Annotated in this window: 15 protein-coding genes; 10 read left to right on the top strand and 5 right to left on the bottom strand. The window is 65.2% G+C overall.

From position 1 onward, the window contains the following. Window positions 1-116 precede the first annotated feature (116 nt). The 4 genes from CAL12_RS13915 to CAL12_RS13900 all read right to left on the bottom strand — a co-directional run bounded on the left by CAL12_RS13915 (window position 117) and on the right by CAL12_RS13900 (window position 5,338). On the bottom strand, window positions 117-1,352 hold the full coding sequence (locus CAL12_RS13915; RefSeq protein WP_086064986.1) for an NAD(P)/FAD-dependent oxidoreductase: 1,236 nt from the start codon (window positions 1,350-1,352) through the stop codon (window positions 117-119). 5 nt (window positions 1,353-1,357) lie between these two features. Then, the gene (locus CAL12_RS13910; protein WP_086064985.1) at window positions 1,358-2,881 is read right to left on the bottom strand and encodes an amidase; all 1,524 of its coding nucleotides are present in this window, start codon (window positions 2,879-2,881) and stop codon (window positions 1,358-1,360) included. A 69-nt stretch (window positions 2,882-2,950) separates the two neighbouring features. Further along, window positions 2,951-3,937 (bottom strand): Bug family tripartite tricarboxylate transporter substrate binding protein, encoded by a 987-nt coding sequence (locus tag CAL12_RS13905; protein ID WP_086064984.1) that lies wholly within the window; start codon window positions 3,935-3,937, stop codon window positions 2,951-2,953. A 51-nt stretch (window positions 3,938-3,988) separates the two neighbouring features. Then, complete coding sequence (locus tag CAL12_RS13900; RefSeq protein ID WP_086064983.1) at window positions 3,989-5,338, bottom strand: D-serine ammonia-lyase; 1,350 nt, start codon at window positions 5,336-5,338, stop codon at window positions 3,989-3,991. A gap of 123 nt (window positions 5,339-5,461) precedes the next feature. Between CAL12_RS13900 and CAL12_RS13895 the strand changes: the two genes are divergently transcribed. The 5 genes from CAL12_RS13895 (at window position 5,462) to CAL12_RS13875 (ending at window position 14,238) form a co-directional block, all read left to right on the top strand. Next, window positions 5,462-6,370, top strand: coding sequence for a LysR family transcriptional regulator (locus CAL12_RS13895; RefSeq protein WP_086064982.1), 909 nt, complete (start codon window positions 5,462-5,464; stop codon window positions 6,368-6,370). A gap of 178 nt (window positions 6,371-6,548) precedes the next feature. Then, window positions 6,549-7,775 (top strand): NAD(P)/FAD-dependent oxidoreductase, encoded by a 1,227-nt coding sequence (locus CAL12_RS13890; RefSeq protein ID WP_086064981.1) that lies wholly within the window; start codon window positions 6,549-6,551, stop codon window positions 7,773-7,775. Window positions 7,776-7,920: 145 nt separating this feature from the next. Beyond that, window positions 7,921-9,561, top strand: coding sequence for a putative bifunctional diguanylate cyclase/phosphodiesterase (locus tag CAL12_RS13885; protein WP_086067873.1), 1,641 nt, complete (start codon window positions 7,921-7,923; stop codon window positions 9,559-9,561). Between the two features lie 236 nt (window positions 9,562-9,797). After that, entirely contained in the window at window positions 9,798-12,482 is a 2,685-nt protein-coding gene (locus CAL12_RS13880; protein WP_086064980.1) for an ATP-dependent Clp protease ATP-binding subunit, read from the top strand. A 121-nt stretch (window positions 12,483-12,603) separates the two neighbouring features. Further along, complete coding sequence (locus CAL12_RS13875) at window positions 12,604-14,238, top strand: ABC-F family ATP-binding cassette domain-containing protein (RefSeq protein WP_086064979.1); 1,635 nt, start codon at window positions 12,604-12,606, stop codon at window positions 14,236-14,238. Window positions 14,239-14,287: 49 nt separating this feature from the next. Here CAL12_RS13875 and CAL12_RS13870 read toward each other — a convergent pair whose 3' ends face one another. Beyond that, the gene (locus CAL12_RS13870) at window positions 14,288-15,295 is read right to left on the bottom strand and encodes an AraC family transcriptional regulator (RefSeq protein ID WP_232464804.1); all 1,008 of its coding nucleotides are present in this window, start codon (window positions 15,293-15,295) and stop codon (window positions 14,288-14,290) included. A 120-nt stretch (window positions 15,296-15,415) separates the two neighbouring features. Here CAL12_RS13870 and CAL12_RS13865 point away from each other — a divergent pair, with 120 nt between their 5' ends. The 5 genes from CAL12_RS13865 (at window position 15,416) to CAL12_RS13845 (ending at window position 18,992) form a co-directional block, all read left to right on the top strand. Then, window positions 15,416-16,168: an alpha/beta fold hydrolase gene (locus tag CAL12_RS13865; protein ID WP_232464803.1), complete on the top strand. Its 753-nt coding sequence runs from the start codon at window positions 15,416-15,418 to the stop codon at window positions 16,166-16,168. Between the two features lie 41 nt (window positions 16,169-16,209). Beyond that, window positions 16,210-16,749, top strand: coding sequence for a carboxymuconolactone decarboxylase family protein (locus CAL12_RS13860; protein ID WP_086064977.1), 540 nt, complete (start codon window positions 16,210-16,212; stop codon window positions 16,747-16,749). Window positions 16,750-16,818: 69 nt separating this feature from the next. After that, window positions 16,819-17,457, top strand: coding sequence for a TetR/AcrR family transcriptional regulator (locus CAL12_RS13855; protein ID WP_420042776.1), 639 nt, complete (start codon window positions 16,819-16,821; stop codon window positions 17,455-17,457). Between the two features lie 108 nt (window positions 17,458-17,565). Continuing rightward, window positions 17,566-18,192, top strand: coding sequence for a cytochrome b/b6 domain-containing protein (locus tag CAL12_RS13850; protein ID WP_086064975.1), 627 nt, complete (start codon window positions 17,566-17,568; stop codon window positions 18,190-18,192). Between the two features lie 11 nt (window positions 18,193-18,203). Further along, window positions 18,204-18,992, top strand: coding sequence for a molybdopterin-dependent oxidoreductase (locus CAL12_RS13845; RefSeq protein ID WP_086064974.1), 789 nt, complete (start codon window positions 18,204-18,206; stop codon window positions 18,990-18,992). The last annotated feature ends 19 nt before the right edge of the window (window positions 18,993-19,011 follow it).

Below are 19,011 nucleotides of genomic sequence, written 5' to 3'. Positions count from 1 at the left end.
CGTTCAGGACGCGCGGATAGCGCGCCATTATCCCTGGCCCCGCGGCGCCGGACCTGCGATGCCCACCGGCGTTGACGTCCGTGCAGGGGCGGGGCGATCCCGCCGTGCGGCCGACGCTACAACAGCCGTTCCACGCGGAATGGCGTTGGATCGACGAATGGCCTTTCGCCGGTCATCATCTCGGCCACCAGGCGCCCGGTGACCGGCCCCAGCGTGTAGCCATGATGGGCGTGGCCGAAGTCGAACCAGAGCCCGTGGTGCCGGGGCGCCGGGCCGACGACGGGCATCATGTCCGGTGTGCACGGCCGGCTACCCATCCAGGGCGCCGCTTCCACGGGCTGTCCGAGCGGAAACAGGTCGCGCGCCAAGGGTTCGACGGCGGCCAGCTGCCGCGGCGTGGGCGGCGCATCGCGCATGGCGAACTCCGCACCGGTCGTCAGACGTATGCCACGGGACATCGGCGTGATCAGGAAACCGTTCTCCGCATCGAGCACGGGATGGTTCAGCCGCGCGCCGCCCTCGGCCGTGAAATGCATGTGGTAGCCGCGCTTGACCGCAAGCGGCAGCCGGTAGCCCAGTTTTCTTGTCACCAGGTCCGACCAGGGACCCAGCGCGACCACCGCGGTGGGCGCCTCGACGAGTCCTCGATCGGTATCCACCCGCCATCCGTCGCGCAGCGTCGCCGCATCGCCGACCAGAACGTGGCCGCCCAGGGCTTCGAAGCGGCGTGCGTATGCGGTCACCAGGGCTTGCGGATCCGACACCGACTGCGCGTCCGTATAGCGCAGGCCGCCCGCCAGGACGGGCTTGAGCGCCGGCTCCATGCGCCGCAGGTCGTCGGCATCCAGCGTCTCGAAGGCCACGCCGAATTCGTCGCGCCAGCGCTCGGCCACGCGGAACTCGGCATCGCGCAAGGCGGCGCGGCGAAACACCTTGACCCAGCCGGTCGACCGGATCAATCCCTGCGCGCCGGCATCCGCGGCCAGGACGCGATGTTCGGCGATGCACTGCTCGATCAGCGCGGCGTAGCGGGCCGCGATCGCCGCGTGGCGCACCGGATGCGAATGCCGCCAGTAGCGATACAGGAAGGGCACCTGCCTGGCCAGCGCGCCGAAGTGATAGCGCACGTCCGGCGCCCGGTTGCCGGCGTATCTCAGCAGCGCGCCCAGGCCCCGGGGAAACGCGTAGGGGTAGAAGCCCTCGCGCTGGATCAGGCCGCCATTGCCGTAGGATGTCTCGCTGCCTGGGGCCTTGCGGTCGACCAGCGCCACGGCGCGGCCCCGCTGCTGCAGATGGATGGCCGCGCAGACGCCGACCATGCCGGCGCCCAACACGATGGCATCGTATTTCATCGCGTCTACACCGCCGACATGCTGCTTGCCGCGCCGGCGCCTTCCAACAGGGGCGGCGTGGTCACGATGGACCGCAGTTCCGGGTTCGCCGGTCCCAGGGCCGCCAGATCGGGCAGGGGCCGCCGCAGGGTCTCGATCCTGTCGAAGGCCGATTCCATGCCCTGCGCCGCGCCCAGCAAGGCATGGTCGCCCCGGAAGCGGCCGACGACCTGCAGGCCGAAAGGCATGCCGCGATGGTCGCGTCCGCAGGGCAGGGTGATCGCCGGATGCGTGGTCAGTGTGATCACATAGGTCAGGGCCAGCCAGCGGTAGTAGTTCTCCTGGCGTTCGCCGTTGATGGCTTCCGCGTACAGCTTCGTCCAGGGGAAGGGCGACACCGGCGTGGTCGGCGACAGGATCAGGTCGTAGTCCTCGTACAGCTGCTGGAAGCGCTTGACCAGGCGCGTCTGCTCCGCTTGCGCCCAGGCACTGTCCTTCAGGCTCATCGCCGCGCCGAGTTCGTAGTTGGCGCGCGTGTTCGGTCCCAGGCTGTCCGGGTCCTTCTCATAAGCGTCACCCACGCCGGCGACGAAGGCTTCGGCACGCAGCACGTCGAAGCAGCGATGCGCATCGCCCAGGTCGATGTCGACGGGATCGCAGGCGGCGAACAGATGGCGCATGGCGGCGATCTTCTCGCGAAACACGGCGCGGATGCCGTCGTCGACCGCGCACACGCCGAAGTCTTCCGTATACGCCACCCGCAGCGTGCCGGGATCGACCAGGCCAGGCGTCAGGAAGGACAACGGGTCCAGCGGATAGCTGAGCGGATCGCCGGCGTGCATGCCCGCGGTCGCCGCGAGCTGCAGGCAGGCGTCGGCGACGGTGCGGCCCATGGGGCCCACCACGGAAATCGGCGTCCAGCCCAGCAGCTTGCGTACGCTGGGCACCACGCCCGGCGACGGCCGGAACCCCACCACGCCGCATTTCGCGGCGGGTATGCGCAGCGATCCGCCGGTATCCGATCCCGTGCATATCGGCAGCATGTCGGTGGCCAGCGCGGCCGCGGACCCGCCCGACGATCCGCCCGCGTTCAGATTGGGATCGAAGGGATTGCCGGTCGCGCCCCACACGGTATTGCGCGAATTGGCGCCCGCGCCCATTTCCGGGACGTTGGTCTTGGCCGTCACGATGGCGCCGGCGCGGCGCAGGCGGGCGACCAGCTCCACGTCCTGTTCCGGCACGTGGCCGCGATAGATCGCCGAACCGTAGGTCGTCAGCAGGCCCGCCGTCGGCTCCAGGTCCTTGACGCCCAGCGGCAGCCCGTGCAGCAGCCCCAGCGGTTCACCCTGCATGACCGCGCGTTCCGCCGCGCGGGCCTGAATACGCGCCTGCTCGAACGCGGTGGCCGTGACGGCGTTGACCCAGGGGTTGACGGCTTCGATGCGCTCGATACAAGCCTGCAGCAATTCGACCGGGGACAACTGGCGCGCGCCGATCAGGCGGCGCAACGCCACGGCGGAAAGGGAAACGATGGAATCGGGGGATGTCATAAGGACGATATAAGGGCGATACGTGTCGGATGTCAGGGCGAGGGCGGCACCCTGTCGGGCGCCGCGGCTTCAATCGGCGGTGATGTGCGCGCGCTCGGCGATCTCGCGCATCTGCGGCAGTTCCTTCTTGATCAGGGCCTCGCCTTGCGCCGCGTCCTCGAAGCCCGGCTCGAAGCCCAGCGCCAGCAGGTTCTTTTGCACCTCGGGGTTGGCCACCACGTCGGCGAGTGCCTTGCCCAGCTTGGTCCGCACGTCGGTGGGCAGGCCGCGCGGCGCCGCCACCATCAGCCAGGTATCCATGGCCACCTGCGGAAACCCGGACTCGGCGAAGGTGGGGACGTCCGGCAGGAACGTCGATCGTTGCGGGCTCGATACCGCGATGGCCTTGACCTTGCCGGTCTTGAGCTGCGGCAGCGCCGCCGCCACCGTATCGACGGAAAACGGAATCTGGCCACCGATCAGGTCGGCCATGGCGGGCGCGCTGCCCTTGTACGGCACGTGCGTCATCTTGATGCCGGCCGCCGACGCGAAGGCCTCGCCGACGAAGTTGGCGGTGGTGCCGCTGCCGAAGGAACCGTAGGGCGTGGCGGCGTGCTCTGGGTCTTTCACATAGGCCAGGAAGGACTTCATGTCCGTGACCGGCACCTTCGGATTCGCCAGCAGTATGAGCCCGGTGCGCGCGACGATCCCCACGGGCTCGAAACTCTTGACGGGGTCATAGGGCAGTTCTTTCCGCACGGCGGGATTGATGGTGAAGGTCGTTCCCGACGTGACCAGCAAGGTGTAGCCATCGGGCGCCGACCGGGCGACGTAGGCCGCGCCAATGACAGTTCCGGCACCGGCGCGGTTTTCGACGATCACGCTCTGGCCCAGCTGCTTGGCGAGCGCCTGCGCGATCACGCGGCCGCCGACATCGGTGGCGCCGCCGGGCGGGAAGGGCACGACCAGGTTGATCGGATGGTTGGGATAGGTCGTCTGGGCCGCGGCAGGCGCGCCGGCGGCCATCAGGCAGGGCAGGGACAGGCAGGCCGCGAGAGACAAGGAGCGGATGTTCATGGTGGGATCCGTGGAAGGACGGTAGGTGGATGGAAGAGGCAAAAAGCCGTTCTAGTTGTCGGCCGCGCTTGACCTGCCGCGGCTCAGGAAACGATCGAATTCTTCCGGCGGCACGAAGCGTCCTCCGGTCGTCCAGACGAGATGCGTCGCGTCGCCCATTGCCGGGGCCAATCCGTGGGTATGCAGATACGCCTGGCCGGCCGCCGACGTAAACAGCTGATCCGGCCCGCTGAATCCCGCGGCCGCGGACGGTTCGATCCGCAGCCCTTCGCTGTCGTAGAGCCGCGCGAGATCCGCAAACAGCCTGTCGTCCGCGACGGTATAGACGCCGTCCAGCCGGGTTGCCATCACCGCGGCCGCGAGTTCGGACGCGCGCGGGACCGCCAGCCCGTCCGCCTCGGTAAGGTTATTGAGGCCGACGTCGTAGATCGACGGCGCCGCCGGCGCATCCGGCAATTGGCCCGAGCCGGCCATCATGCGAACCAGAAAGCAGGGCGATTGGGTCGGCTCGGCAAAAAAACAATGGACGTGCGGACCGAAGATTTCCTTCAGGCCGAAGGCGATGCCGGCGGGCGCGCCACCCACGCCACAGGGCAGATAAACAAAAAGCGGGTGCGCGTCGTCCACGGTGATGCCCGCGACCCGCAGTTGCTCGCGCAAATGCAGGGCGGCCGCCGCATAACCCAGGAACAATGATGGCGAGCGCTCGTCGTCGACGAAGTAGCCTCGCGGGTCGTCCCGCATCTCCGCCCGGCCGGCGGCGACGGCTTTTTGGTAGTCGCCCGCATGCTCGACCACCGTCACCCCGCGGGCGCGCAAGCGCGCTTTCTTCCATTTCTTGGCATCGGCCGACATATGGACCGCGGCCTGGAAACCCAGCGCCGATGCGATCACGCCGATCGCCAACCCCAGGTTGCCGGTCGAGCCGACGGCGACCCGATGGCCGGCGAAGCACGCCCGCGCCGCGGGTTCGGCGAGGACGCGATAATCCTGTCCGGCCTGGAGCAAGCCCTCGCGCCGGGCCAAGGTCTCGGCGTATTCCAGCACTTCATGCAGTCCGCCACGGGCCTTGATGGATCCGGCCACCGGCAGGTCGTGGTCGGCTTTTATCCAGAGTTTGCCCATGGCGCGCGGCCAGCGCAGCGCCGCCTGCATGCCTTCGGCGCGCAGCAGCGGCGATTCGATCGCGCCCTCTGCTGGCGCCAGTTCGGGAAACAGCAGCGCCAGCAGCGGCGCGAAGCGCTGGAACCGGTCGCTTGCGTGACGTACGTCGTCCAGCGTCCAGGTGGATGCGTCCGCCGTCGTCGCGCGCGCGGGGCGGGTCCAGAGCAGGGGCATCGCTTCACGCAGCGACTGCAGGGTCTGGCGGTGAAGTGCGTCAGGGGCGTCAGGGACGTTCATGGGACGGGCGGCGGAGTCGAAATGACACTGAAACACGCTAATGCTAGGGGTGGATACAGCCATGCAGCAATATCAATGGTTAGAATTCTGCATTGCCATAAAAGCAATCCATAAGGGGCATCCATGAACAACCAGGTCCTCCAGGGCACGGCGCTGCGCTATTTTCTCGAAGTCGTGCGCGCCGGCTCCATCACGGAAGCGGCGGAACGCCTGGACGTGGCGCCATCGGCGGTCAGCCGGCAGATCGCCCGGCTGGAGCGGGAGCTGAACACGCTGTTGTTCGAGCGCCGCGCGCGCGGCATGGCGCTCAATGCCGCGGGCGAAGTCCTTGCCGCCCACGCCAGGCGCATGCAGCAGGATGTGGATCGCGTTGCTGGCGACATCATGGCCCTGCGGGGGCTGCGTCAAGGCAAAGTGCGTCTGGTCAGCACGGAAGGCTATGCCTATGACTTCCTCCCGTCACTGATCGCCAGCTTCCGCGAAAACTACGCGGGCATACGGTTCTCCCTGGATGTCTGTTCGCAGCAGGAGATACCGCGCCGCGTCCGCGACGGGGAGGCGGACATCGGATTGACGCTGAGCCTGACGTCGGAACGCGACATCCGCGTCGAATTGCGCACACCGGCGCCCGTATTGGCGGTGATGAGCCGCGAACATCCGTTCGCCAGCAAGCGCAGCCTGTCGTTGTCCCAACTGGCGGCTTATCCGCTGGCGCTGCCGGGCCATGATTCGACGCTCAGGCAGCTGTTCGACATCAGCTGCAGCCGCCAGCAACTCAGGTGCGAACCGGTATTCGTCAGCCAGCACATCGACGCGCTGATCAGTTTCGCCCGCGCGGGCGGCGGCGTGGCGTTCTGCGGAGAACTGGCCATCCGCGGACGCCTGGGCGGCGGCGGCATCATCGCCATCCCGCTGCGCGACCGCGAGATGAACGAACGGCACTTCGAAGTCCAGACACTGGCGGGACGGATATTGCCGGACGCGTGCAAGGCATTCCTGGCTCATGTCCGGGACGGCGTGCGCGGAAAGTGAAGCGCCGCGTACCTGCTCATCCGCAGAGTACGGACAACGGGCGCCAAAAGCATGATGACAAGGGATAGGTAAAACCGGTACAACACCGCGACTCGCCAGGGCGGACCCTGCTACGGCGGCCGCGGACCAACGGCGCCGGCGATCCGGGCATGGCGCGCCATCATCCAAGGAGCCGGACATGCAACGCATACTCGTCATAGGCGGCGGCTTCGCCGGCCTCTGGAGCGCCGCCGGTGCCGCCCGCACGGCGGACCGGCTGGGTAAGGCGCCACACATCACCCTGGTGAACATCGACGATCAGCACAGCATACGCGTGCGCAACTACGAAGATGACCTGGAATCCACCCGGGTGCCGCTGCGAGCGGTGCTGGAACCCATAGGGGTGGATCTGCTGGTCGGCGAAGCCATCCGCATCGATACGGAGCAACGTTCGGTGCAGGTGCGGACAGGCCAGGGCGACCAGCCATGCCCATACCACAAGCTCATCCTGGCCAGCGGCAGCCACTTGGTGCGCCCCTCGATACCCGGCGCGGATGCCTGTTCGTTCGATGTCGACACCTATGCCGGCGCGCTGCGCCTGCAGCGCCACATCGAGTCCCTGGCGGCCATGCCGCCGCGGCCCGGGCGCTATACCGCCGTCGTCGTGGGCTCCGGCGCTACGGGGATAGAACTGGCCTGCGAGCTGCCGCGGCGCTTGCGCCAGGCGGCACGCGCGGGCGGCCATGCGGACGCCGAAGCACCGGTCCGCGTCATCCTGATGGACCGCGGCGTGAGCATCGGCGGCCATCTGGGCGGCGCGCAGCCGGTCATCGAGCAGGCCTGCCGCGATCTGGGGATAGAACCGCTGACAGGCGTGTCGGTGGCAGGCCTGGACCCCGATGGCGTCACGTTGTCCAACGGCAAGCGCATCGACGCCGCCACGGTCGCCTGGTGCGGCGGCATGCGGGCCAGCGACCTGACCGCCTGCCTCGCGGCCAGGCGCGATGCCCAGGGGCGCGTCCATGTCGATCCCTTCATGCGGGTGCGCGGCGTGCCGGACGTATTCGCCGCCGGCGATGTTGCTCATGCGTTGATCGACGGCGAGCATACGTCCGTGATGTCCTGCCAGCACGCGCGCCCCATGGGCAGGTACGCCGGACATAACGCCGTCTGCGAGCTCTTCGGGCTGGAGATGCTGGCCCTGGACATCGACTGGTACACGAATATCATCGATCTCGGGCCGGCCGGCGCGGTCTATGCACAGGGCTGGGACCGGCTCGTGGTCGCCAAAGGCGCGCAAGCCAAGGCCACCAAGCAGGTCATCAACCAGCAGCGCATCTATCCGCCGCTCAACGGCAATCGCGCCGACATCCTGGCCGCTGCGGCGCCGGATCTGCAACGTCCACCGGAGTTGAAGCCTTTGTAGGCGATTAAAATGCAGTGGCCCACGGTAGATGACTCTGGGTTTACTCGAATACAAGACGCAGAAAATGGAACGACAGACTGCCTCTCGTCTTCCCCTACCGACAGATGTCGGCGCCCGACAGGCTGCATCGGCTCACCTTGGTGACATGCTCGATAGCTTGAGCGACGGATTCATGTCGATAGACAGATCGTGGCGCTTCACCTATCTCAACGAGACGGCAGAACGATATTTGCGGCGGGAGCGGAAGCACTTGCTCGGCCGCGACATATGGCAGTGTTACCCGGACCTGGTGGGTTCCGGCTACCACCGTATCTACCATCAGACCGCCGAAACCGGACGCCCCGGCCGCTACACCGGCTATTACGCACCGCTCGACGCGTGGTTCGAGGCGCGCTCATTCCATCACGACGATGGCATTACCGTGCTCTTCCGTGACGTTACTCGCGAATACGAACACGCGGCACAGTTGGAATTCGAAGCCAGTCACGACTATCTGACTGGGCTGGCGAATCGACGCAAGTGCATGGAAGAACTGTCGCACGCGGTCGCCATGCCTGGCTCGCCGGGCCTTGACGATGGCGGCACTTTGGCTGTGCTGTTCATCGACCTGGACCACTTCAAGGAAGTGAACGACGCGTTCGGCCATGCCGTCGGCGATGAGCTGCTGCGCGGCTTTGCGAAAAGGCTGTCGGCAATCCAGGAACCTTCTTTCTTCGCCGCGCGGGTAGGGGGCGACGAGTTCGTTCTCCTACTGCGTGACACCACCGCATGCGCGGCAACAGCGTTCGCGCATGCGGTGCTCAATGTGCTCGCGGCGCCGTTCGAAGCCTGTGGAAGAGCCATCTCCCTGTCGGCCAGCATCGGCATTGCGCTGCTGGGACAGGCAAGTACTTCGGCCGAGTCCTTGCTGAGCCATGCCGATAGAGCCATGTATGCAGCGAAATCGTCCGGTGGGCTCCAGGTGCGCACGTACGATGCGGCACTGGACCGGGGCATGCGTGACCGCCTGGCCTTGCGGATCGATCTCCCCGAGGCATTCGCGGCGAACCAGTTCGAACTCCATTTCCAGCCTCAGATGGCATACGCGGATGGCTCCCTGATCGGTGCCGAGGCGCTTCTGCGCTGGCGCCATCCTGAACGGGGCTTGCTGACGCCTTACGCATTCCTCGATGTATTGCTCGAATCGCCCCATGAAGGCGCTCTGACCGAATGGCTGATCCGTGCGGTCTGCCGGCATATCGCTGCATGGCGCGGGATGGGGGTGTCCGTACCTCGGATCAGCCTCAACCTGTCGCCTCGGCAATTGCTCGGTATGGGGCTGATAGACAGGATTCTCCATATCGCGAAGGAGTACGACGTTTCCCCCGCGATGCTGGACGTCGAGATTACCGAAGACTCCCTGATGAGCGATATCGAAAAAGCGACCTCGGTTCTTGCAGCGCTGAAGCAGGCCGGCGTCCACACATCGCTGGACGACTTCGGCGCCGGATACTCCAGTCTCAGCTATCTGTTCCGGCTGCATATCGATACGATCAAGATCGACAGGTCCTTTGTTCGAGCGCTGATGGAGTCGGAGAGGGCCCTGGCGATCATCCGGGGCATCGTCGTTCTCGCTCGTTCGCTGGGCATGAAAACCATCGCGGAAGGCGTCGAGTGCCAGCGCCAGGCCGATGAGCTGAAGGCCACCGGGTGCGACTCGATCCAGGGCTATCTGATCAGTCGTCCGCTGGACTCGGACGCTTTTGCGGACTTCGTGCGGCGTCGTGAAGGTACGCAGGGCCGGTAGTTTCCGCCACATGCGGTCGATCGTGTAGGGCGAGAGCCGATTGGAATTTCTGCTCGACGGCGGACAGGCAGCCGTCTTTCTCGGCGGATGCACCACCGGTCCGGGCGGGTAGCCTTTTGGGTTGCTCCGCCAGATAGTCGGCAAGAGAAATGCTGCGCGGCCCGCAGCCGCGGCCGCAGCTGCACCCTGCAGTTGCGCTACGCGCTTGCCCGACGGCTCAACGACCGGAGAACGCAATGGAAGATCCTTATGCCGAACTTAGGGCCCGCATGCTCAGGCAGCGGGGCAGGGCCATGTCGCCACTGGAAATGCTTTTTCATGGCGGTCTGCTGGACCAGCTTTTCGACGACACCGCGCCTACCGGCGCGCGCGGCGGTGGCCAGCGCCGCACGCCGTCCGGCGCCGTCCCGCGCCGCGAGGCGCGCTCTCGCGAGGAGGTCGACCTGACCTCGTTCCTGAACGAAAGCGCAAGGAACACGCTGCATGCCGCCGCCGAAAAGGCGGTGAGCTTCGGCAAGGACGAAGTCGACACCGAACACCTGCTGCTTGCACTGGCCGACGATGAAATCGTCCAGGCCATCCTGCGCGACCTGAAGCTGTCGGTCGAGGGCCTCAAGTCCGAAGTCCAGGAGAATGCCCCGCGCGGCGACCTGCGCCAGGAGGACGGCGAAATCCAGGTCGGCGTCTCGCCGCGCGCCAAGGGTGCGCTCCAGCTGGCGTTCGTCGCTTCGCGTGAACTGGGTCACAGCTACATCGGTCCCGAACACCTGCTGATCGGCCTGGTCGAGGAAGAAGACGGCGCCGCCGGCGAAACCCTGCGCAGGCTGGGCCTGACGCCCCAATCGCTGCGCCAGAAAGTCGTCAAGCTGGTGGGGCAGGGCGCGGAAGAGGGCAAGCTCAAGGAGCGCAGCGCCACGCCCGTACTGGACAAGTTCGCGCGCGACCTGACCGCGCTGGCGCGGCAAGGCAAGCTGGACCCGGTGATCGGCCGGGCCGAGGAAATCGAAACGACGATAGAAGTCCTGGCCCGGCGCAAGAAGAACAACCCCGTGCTGATAGGAGAGCCCGGCGTGGGCAAGACCGCCATCGTCGAAGGCCTGGCGCAGCGCATCGTGCAGGACCAGGTGCCGGAAGTGCTGCGCGGCAAGCGCGTGGTCGAGCTCAACATCAACAGCATGGTGGCGGGCTCGCGCTACCGCGGCGAATTCGAGGAACGTGTGCAGCAGTTGCTGGAAGAGGTCATCGCCAACCAGCAGGACCTTATTCTTTTCATCGACGAACTGCATACCATCATGGGGGCGGGGCAGAGCGGGGGCGAGGGCGGCCTGGACATCGCCAACGTCTTCAAGCCCGCGCTGGCGCGCGGTGAATTGCATCTGATAGGCGCGACCACCTTCAACGAATACCAGAAGCACATCGAAAAGGACGCGGCCCTGGAGCGCCGCTTCCAGCCGGTGACCGTGCCGGAGCCCAGCCTGGATGAAACCATCGAGATCCTGCGCGGGCTGCGCGACCGCTTCGAGGCGCACCACAAGGTGAAGATCCTGGACGAGGCCATCGTCGCCGCGGCCAGGCTGGCCGACCGCTATATCACCAACCGTTTCCAGCCCGACAAAGCCCTGGACCTGATCGACCAGGCCGCGGCGCGAGTGAGAATCGGCGCCAGTTCGCGGCCCACGGCGCTGCAGGAATCGGAGAACGCCATCCGGCGACTGCGCCAGGAGCAGGACGCGGCCGGCACGGCCAAGCAGTACGACAAGGCCAAACAGCTGGGCCAGCGCATCGACGAAGAAGAAAAAAGGCTGAACGACGAAACCGCCAAATGGAAGAAGCAGCGCGGCACGAGCACGCCGCAAGTGACCGCCGAACATATCGCGCAGATCGTGGCATCGCTGACCGGGATCCCGGTATCGGAACTGACAACCCAGGACCGTGAGAAACTCCTGCAGCTGGAAGACCGCCTGCGCGAGCGCGTGGTCGGCCAGGAAGAGGCGGTGCGCGCCGTCAGCGAAGCCGTACGGCTGGCGCGCGCGGGCCTGAAGGAAGTCGGCAAGCCGACGGCCACCTTTCTGTTCCTGGGTCCTACCGGCGTCGGCAAGACGGAGCTGGCCAAGGCCCTGGCATCCACGGTCTACGGGCGCGAGGAAGCCCTGGTGCGCATCGACATGACCGAATACGGCGAGCGCCATACCGTGGCTCGCCTGGTCGGCGCGCCTCCGGGCTATGTCGGTTATGACGAGGGCGGCCAACTGACGGAGCGCGTGCGGCGCCAGCCATACTGCGTCGTGCTGCTGGACGAGATCGAGAAAGCGCATCCGGAGGTGCACAACATCCTGCTGCAACTGTTCGACGAAGGAAGGCTTACCGACGGCAAGGGACGGGTGGTGGATTTCACCAACACCATCATCATCGCCACCAGCAATCTGGGCTCTGAAGTCATCCAGCGCAATCTTGTCGCCAACGAGCGCGAACAGCTGGATTATCCGGCGCTGCGCGACCGGCTGATGGAGCTCTTGCGCCGCCATTTCAGGCCGGAGTTCCTGAATCGCGTGGACGAGGTCGTGGTCTTCCACGCGCTGGACCGACAAAACATCCGCGCCATCGTGGAGCTGCAACTGCGCCGCGTCGCCGACATGGCGTCCCTGCAAGGCGTGACGCTGACCTTCGATTCCAGTGTCCTGGAACACCTGGCCGAAGTCGGCTACGACCCCGAGTTCGGCGCGCGCATGCTCAAGCGCAAAGTGCGGACTGAAGTCGAATCGAAACTGGCGACGGCGCTGCTGTCCGGCACGATCGCAGCCGGCGCCTCCGCCAAAGTCTGGTACGACCCGCAAGCCCGGGAGGTGAAGCTGGACACGACCGATGGCAGGTCGGATGACGGCGAACCCAAGGGCGCATCGATCCCTTCATCATCCGCATAATGTATATTATGTAAAGTTGTGGAATCGGGCGCCTATGGCCAGGCCTGGACGGCACATCGGTTATTCTGGCGCCCGCCGGTTTGCGGCACCACATCCCTATGGCCGTCGCGGCCCTTCCCGCATGATCCGTTTTCAGCAAGTCTCGCTGGCAAGAGGCGTAAAGCCCTTGCTGGACAAAGTCGACCTCATCCTCAACCCCGGCGACAAAATCGGACTTATCGGTGCCAATGGCGCCGGCAAGTCCAGCCTGTTTGCCCTGCTTCGCGGCGAGCTGCACGCCGACCAGGGCGATCTGAGCTATCCGCCGAACTGGCGCGTGGCCTACGTGGCGCAGGAAACGCCGGCGCTGGCGCGGTCGGCCATCGACTATGCAATCGATGGCGACGTTGCGCTGCGCCGCCTGGAAGCGCAGCTGGCCGATGCGGAAGCCGCGCCAGACACCGCCGAAAACGGCCTGCTCATCGGTGAACTGTATGGTGCCTTGGCGGATGCCGACGCGTACACCGCCCGGTCGCGCGCGGAACAACTGCTGACCGGCCTGGGATTTTCGCTCGCGCAGATGGACGAGCCCCTGACCAGTTTTTCGGGTGGATGGCGGATGCGGCTGAACCTGGCGCAGGCGCTCATGTGCCCGTCCGAATTGCTGTTGCTGGACGAGCCCACCAACCACCTGGACCTGGACGCGATTCTATGGCTGGAGGACTGGCTGAAGCGTTATCCGGGCACCTTGCTCGTCATTTCGCATGACCGGGACTTCCTGGACGAAGTGGTCAACGTGGTGGTCCATGTGGACGAGCGCAAATTGAAGCGCTACGCGGGTAATTATTCCGCCTTCGAACGCCAGCGCGCCGCGCAACTGGAACTGGCGCAGGGCGCCATGGAAAAGCAGTTGCGTCAGCGCGCGCATCTGCAGTCGTTTATCAATCGCTTCAAGGCACAGGCATCGAAGGCGCGCCAGGCGCAAAGCCGCATCAAGGCGCTGGCGAAGATGGAAGAGCTGGCGCCTCTGCGGGCCGCCGCGGAATTCTCGTTCGAATTTCGCGAACCACAGCGTACGCCCGATCCCTTGCTGCGCATGGACGACGTCAAGGCCGGGTACCCGGCCGTGCACGACGGCGGGGCCGACAAGATCATTATCGACGGCATCAATTTTTCGCTGCAAGGCGGCCAGCGTATCGGGCTGCTGGGCGTGAACGGCGCGGGCAAGTCCACCTTCATCAAGACCATCGCCGGTGAATTGCGGGCGCTAGGCGGTGAGGCGATCTTCGGCAAGGGCCTGTCGATCGGCTATTTCGCCCAGCATCAGGTCGAGATGCTGCGGCACGATGAATCGCCGTTGTGGCATATGGTCAAGCTGGCCCCGGGCGTGCGCGAACAGGAGCTGCGCAATTTCCTGGGTGGCTTCAACTTCGCGGGTGCGATGGCGACCAGCAGCATTGCGCCGTTCTCCGGCGGAGAGAAAGCCCGTCTGGCCTTGGCGCTTATCGTGTGGCAGCGCCCTAACCTGCTGTTGCTGGACGAACCCACCAACCACCTGGACCTGGAAACCCGCGAAGCGCTTACGCTTGCGCTGGCGCAGTTCGAAGGCACATTGGTGCTGGTGTCGCACGACCGCCACCTGCTGCGTGCCACCACAGACCAATTCGTCATCGTGGCCGACGGCAAGGTCGAGCCCTTCGACGGCGACCTGGACGACTACCGTGACTGGCTGTTCAAGACCAAATTGAACGCCAAGGCGAACGCGACCCTGCAATGATCCTCGGCGGAGGGAAAGTACGGGAAAGCGTGAATCCCGCCGCACACCTTCATTCCTTCTGCCCGCGCGCTTCGCTGGGCGCGTAGCCGAACAAGGCCTTGAACGCGCGGCTGAACGCCGCGTCCGACGCATAGCCCACGTGCTGCGCGGCCTCGGTGACCTTCATACCGCCGCTGCGCAGCAGATCCGCCGCGATGGTCAACCGCCATCGCGCCAGGTAGTGCAACGGCGGCTCGCCGACGGTTGCCGCGAAGCGCTGCGCGAATATCGACCGCGACATCAACGCGATTTCCGCCAGGTCGTTCACGGTCCAGCGACGGAAGGGATCGGCGTGCATCGCCGTCAGTGCCCGGCTGATGCGTTCTTCCCCCAACCCGGCGAGCCAGCCTGTTCGCTGCGTCTGCCCGGCGGCCCAACTGCGTAGTGCACGGACCACCAGCAAGTCGATCAAGCGCGAAATCATCAATGACGAGCCGGGATTCGGCACGCGCGCTTCGTCGACCAGGAAGTGCGAAATGGCGGCCAGCCACGGCGGCGTACCTGCTTCGCCGCGCGGTATATGGACCACGGTGGGCAAAGCCGAAGCAACGGCTGGCAGGACACTGCCCTCGAAACTGAAAAAGCCCCCTACCATCCTGGTCTGCGCACCGGCGCCCCCGGCGCGCAATGTCAGGTCGTCGCGATTGAAGCCGTTCACGGCAAGTACGTCGATGGCCTCCGGCGGCGTGTCCAGCGTATCGACGACCGTATGGCCGCGACCGTGCGGCAGCAGGACCAGGTCGCCCGCATCGACCCGGATGGGCTCTCCGCCGAGCGGGACAACCCACCCGGCGCCCTCTGCCACGAAATGAAAGTGGGACGGGCCGGCCATGTACCGGATGCCCCAAGGCGCGCCCAGATGCGCCGTATAGACCAGGTCGCCACGCAGGCGTATCAGTTTCAGCACCTCGGACAGCACGTCGCTTCGTGCGGCGCTCATGCCATAGCCGGGCTTCGCATCGGATCGCGATTCGGATTTTGGAGCATGTAATCCGGCGTCCTCGACATGGTCAGACATTGCTGCGACTCCTATGATTTGCCTGCGTTCAATCACTTGATTATCCACGACACGAGGCAAAAAATGAAAACTTCTATCGCAATCCTGGCTTTATCCGCATCGGTTTTCGGAGTTTCTGCAATGGCTGCAGATAAGACGGCCGCCCACCCGGCCAAGCCGACCATCGCCCTGGTTCACGGCGCCTTCGAGGACGCCAAAGTGTGGCAAGGCGTCGAGGCGAAGCTGAAGGCGGACGGATACCCCGTCGTGGCCGTCGACCTGCCCGGCCGGCCCGGCAATCCGGCGGCGCCCGACAAGGTCAGCCTGGATCTTTATCGTGACACGGTCATCAAGGCCCTGACCAAGACCAAGAGCCCGGCGGTCCTGGTGGGTCACAGCTTCGGCGGCATCACCATCTCGGCCGTCGCCGAAGCGGCGCCCAAGAAGGTCAAGACGCTGGTCTACGTAGCCGCCTACCTTCCCCGCGACGGCGACTCGCTGGTCTCGATGGCCGGCCAGGACGCCGATGCGAAGATCGGCCCGCAACTGCAGATCAAGAAAGACCAAGGCATCGCGGTCGTGAACTACGCCGCGCGTGCCGACCTGTTCGCCAACGATGGATCGCCGCAACTTCGCGCCGCCATTCCTGGCTTGATCCTGGATGAGCCCCTGGCGCCGCTGGCAACGCCCGTGCACCTGACCGAGGCCCGCTTCGGCCAGGTCGACAAGGTCTACGTGCACACCGCCAAGGACCAGGTCATCAGCCCGGCGTACCAGGCCAGGATGGTGCAGGCCACTCCGGTGCGCAGCGAGACCACCCTGCAGACCGGCCACACGCCCTTCCTGACCGATCCCGCCGGCCTGACCAAGGCAATTGAGGATGCGGCCCGCTGATCGATCCGTGATCTGCCGATTCACCTGACTGGAGTATCACCATGAACAACCTCAATTTCGTTCCCGCCGCTGAAGCCACCGGCCACGCTGCCCAGATCTATGCCGCCATCAAGGGCGCCGTCGGCATGGTCCCCAACGCCTATGTCGGCATCGGCAGCAACAGCCCGCACGCCCTGGAGGCCGCGCTCAACCTGGATGCCGCGCTCAAGAAAGGCAGCCTCGGCGGCCGTGAAATCGAAGCCGTGAAGCTGGTCGTCAGCGACGCCGCCAAGTGCGATTACTGCCTGGCTGCGCACACCATGATCGGCAAGATGAACGGCATCACGCCTGGTGCGATGACGGCGCTGCGGCGCGGCCAACCGTCGGGCGACGCCAAGCTGGATGCGCTGTCGTCGTTCGCACGGACGCTGGTCGAAACTCGCGGACCCGTGCCGGTCGAGGCCGTCCAGGACGTTCGCAGCGCCGGCTACAGCGACGCGCAGATCGTCGACGTGATGCTGGCCATCACCAGCATCACTTTCACCAACTTGTTCAACCGCGTGAACGCCACCACGCTCGACTTCCCGCCGGCCGCAAGCTGATTCAGGACGGCGTAGCCCTGGCTGGATCGCCAGCGCTACGCCCTCATGGCTAACAGGTTGCATTTTAGATTGGTCACTCTAAAATGCCGAACAGTTCGAGCAGACGAGTGTGTATATATGGCGCGGCCCCGGGAATTCGATGATGACGAAGTGCTGAATGCGGCCATGCTGCATTTCTGGCAGTTCGGCTTCGAGGCGACATCGATCAAGGACCTGGCCGGTGAAATGGGCATGAGCGTCGCCAGTATTTACAACGCCTTCGGCGACAAAAGAGCCCTTTTCCGCCGCGTCCTCGAACACTATGTCGATCGCAGCTTCGAGGATCGCCTCAGTCGATTCGAGGGCACCCTGGCGCCCAGGGAAGCCATCGAGGCTTTTTTCAAGGAAATCGTCGAACGTTCGCTACAGGATGCCGAGCGCAAGGGTTGCATGTTGATCAACTCGGCCTTGGAAATGGCCCCACACGACGAAGAATTCCGTCAGGTGGTGAGCCTGGTGCTTGCGCGAGTCGAGTCCTTCTTCCATCGCTGCGTTCAAGCCGGGCAAAAAGACGGCACGATAGACCGCGCCCTGCCCGCGCGGGATATGGCGCGCCTGCTGGTCGCCGTGCATATCGGAATACGGGTGATGGCGCGTAGCCGGCCTGAGCGTGCGCAGCTCGAAGGAATGCTGCGACCCGCGCTGGCGTTTCTGAAGCCTTCGCATTAGCGCCTCTCCGACAACGAAGATGCCGTCGAAAGTTAAAGTTTTCGTGATGACTTGGCGCGCTGTGCCGGGAGATCATGTGTCCAACCGCTGGGTTAAAAGGAAACGCCCATGAACACGACGGCCAGCCCCGCTGACCTGCCGAAGCAAGCAGACCGCCCTGTCCAACCCGGCTGGTTACGGGTCACGCATTGGATCAACGTGCTCGCCGTTATCGTCATGGTGATGAGCGGCTGGCGTATCTACAACGCTTCGCCGATTTTCGATTTCAGTTTTCCCGACGGCTACACGCTGGGTGGCTGGCTGGGTGGCGCGCTGCAGTGGCACTTCGCGTTCATGTGGCTCCTGTTCGCCAACGGCGTGTTCTACCTGGTGATGAACATCGCCACCGGCAGGATGGCGCGGCGCTTCTTCCCCTTGTCGCCACGGGGTGTCGTGCAGGACCTGTTCGCCGCCTTGCGCGGGCGGCTGTCGCACGCGGATCCGCGTCACTACAACCACGTCCAACGTGTCGCCTATCTGTTGATCGTGCTGGACCTGGTGATGCTGGTCCTCTCCGGGCTGTCGATCTGGAAACCGGTGCAGTTCGGGCCTCTTCGTGCCTTGTTGGGAGGCTATGACACGGCGCGTGTCATCCACTTCGTCGCCATGGCGCTGCTGGTGGCATTCGTACTGCTGCACGTCGTCATGGTGGCCCTGGTGCCGCGCACGCTGCGCACCATGATCACCGGACGCTAAGGAGATACGCGATGAGTTTCACGCGCGGCATGAACAAATCGATAGACGGCGAGATCGTCCTGAAGGAAGCCCGCAAGATCATTGCGTCCCGGGTGGCGGAACCGTCCAGGCGGTCATTCCTGGCACGGACCCTGACCTTGGGTGGCGTCGCAATGCTTACGGGCTGCTCCCTGGATGACAACGAAACCGTCGGCAAGGCCCTGACCGCGATCTCGCGCTGGAACGACCGTGTGCAGGCAGCGATCTTCCATCAGACGGCGATGGCGCCGACCTATGCGGAGTCGCAGATAAAGCGGCCTTTTCCGTTCAATGCCTACTACAGCATGGACCAGGCCCCTGCGGTGGATGAAGACACCTATCGGCTGGAAGTGACCGGCCTGGTCGCGGATAAGCGGAGCTGGCGCCTGGAGCAACTGCGGGCGATGGCGCAGATGGACCAGATCACGCGCCACATCTGCGTCGAAGGTTGGAGCGCCATCGGCCGATGGGGTGGCGTGCGCTTCTCCGATTTCCTCCACACGGTCGGAGCCGACCTGACGGCGAAGTATGTCGGCTTCAAATGCGCCGACGACTACTACACCAGCATCGACATGCCGACCGCGCTGCACCCGCAGACCATACTGGCATTGACCTTCGACGGCAAGACGCTGCCGCGCGAATATGGCTTCCCGATGAAGCTGCGCATGCCGACCAAGCTTGGCTACAAGAACCCGAAGCACATCCAGGCAATCTTCGTGACCAACACCAATCCGGGGGGATATTGGGAAGACCAGGGCTACAACTGGTTCGGGGGTAGTTGAATTTCAACCTGCGGCCACG

The organism is Bordetella genomosp. 8, assembly GCF_002119685.1.
In the GTDB taxonomy this organism is placed as follows: Bacteria; Pseudomonadota; Gammaproteobacteria; order Burkholderiales; family Burkholderiaceae_B; genus Bordetella_C.
This window is presented reverse-complemented; position numbering and strand designations above follow the sequence as displayed.

What these genes read in the sequence shown, in the direction of transcription:
- CAL12_RS13915 (WP_086064986.1), bottom strand. Translation starts at nt 1,352, where the DNA reads ATGAAATACGATGCCATCGTGTTGGGCGCCGGCATGGTCGGCGTCTGC.
- CAL12_RS13910 (WP_086064985.1), bottom strand. Translation starts at nt 2,881, where the DNA reads ATGACATCCCCCGATTCCATCGTTTCCCTTTCCGCCGTGGCGTTGCGC.
- CAL12_RS13905 (WP_086064984.1), bottom strand. Translation starts at nt 3,937, where the DNA reads ATGAACATCCGCTCCTTGTCTCTCGCGGCCTGCCTGTCCCTGCCCTGC.
- CAL12_RS13900 (WP_086064983.1), bottom strand. Translation starts at nt 5,338, where the DNA reads ATGAACGTCCCTGACGCCCCTGACGCACTTCACCGCCAGACCCTGCAG.
- CAL12_RS13895 (WP_086064982.1), top strand. Translation starts at nt 5,462, where the DNA reads ATGAACAACCAGGTCCTCCAGGGCACGGCGCTGCGCTATTTTCTCGAA.
- CAL12_RS13890 (WP_086064981.1), top strand. Translation starts at nt 6,549, where the DNA reads ATGCAACGCATACTCGTCATAGGCGGCGGCTTCGCCGGCCTCTGGAGC.
- CAL12_RS13885 (WP_086067873.1), top strand. Translation starts at nt 7,921, where the DNA reads ATGCTCGATAGCTTGAGCGACGGATTCATGTCGATAGACAGATCGTGG.
- CAL12_RS13880 (WP_086064980.1), top strand. Translation starts at nt 9,798, where the DNA reads ATGGAAGATCCTTATGCCGAACTTAGGGCCCGCATGCTCAGGCAGCGG.
- CAL12_RS13875 (WP_086064979.1), top strand. Translation starts at nt 12,604, where the DNA reads ATGATCCGTTTTCAGCAAGTCTCGCTGGCAAGAGGCGTAAAGCCCTTG.
- CAL12_RS13870 (WP_232464804.1), bottom strand. Translation starts at nt 15,295, where the DNA reads ATGTCTGACCATGTCGAGGACGCCGGATTACATGCTCCAAAATCCGAA.
- CAL12_RS13865 (WP_232464803.1), top strand. Translation starts at nt 15,416, where the DNA reads ATGGCTGCAGATAAGACGGCCGCCCACCCGGCCAAGCCGACCATCGCC.
- CAL12_RS13860 (WP_086064977.1), top strand. Translation starts at nt 16,210, where the DNA reads ATGAACAACCTCAATTTCGTTCCCGCCGCTGAAGCCACCGGCCACGCT.
- CAL12_RS13850 (WP_086064975.1), top strand. Translation starts at nt 17,566, where the DNA reads ATGAACACGACGGCCAGCCCCGCTGACCTGCCGAAGCAAGCAGACCGC.
- CAL12_RS13845 (WP_086064974.1), top strand. Translation starts at nt 18,204, where the DNA reads ATGAGTTTCACGCGCGGCATGAACAAATCGATAGACGGCGAGATCGTC.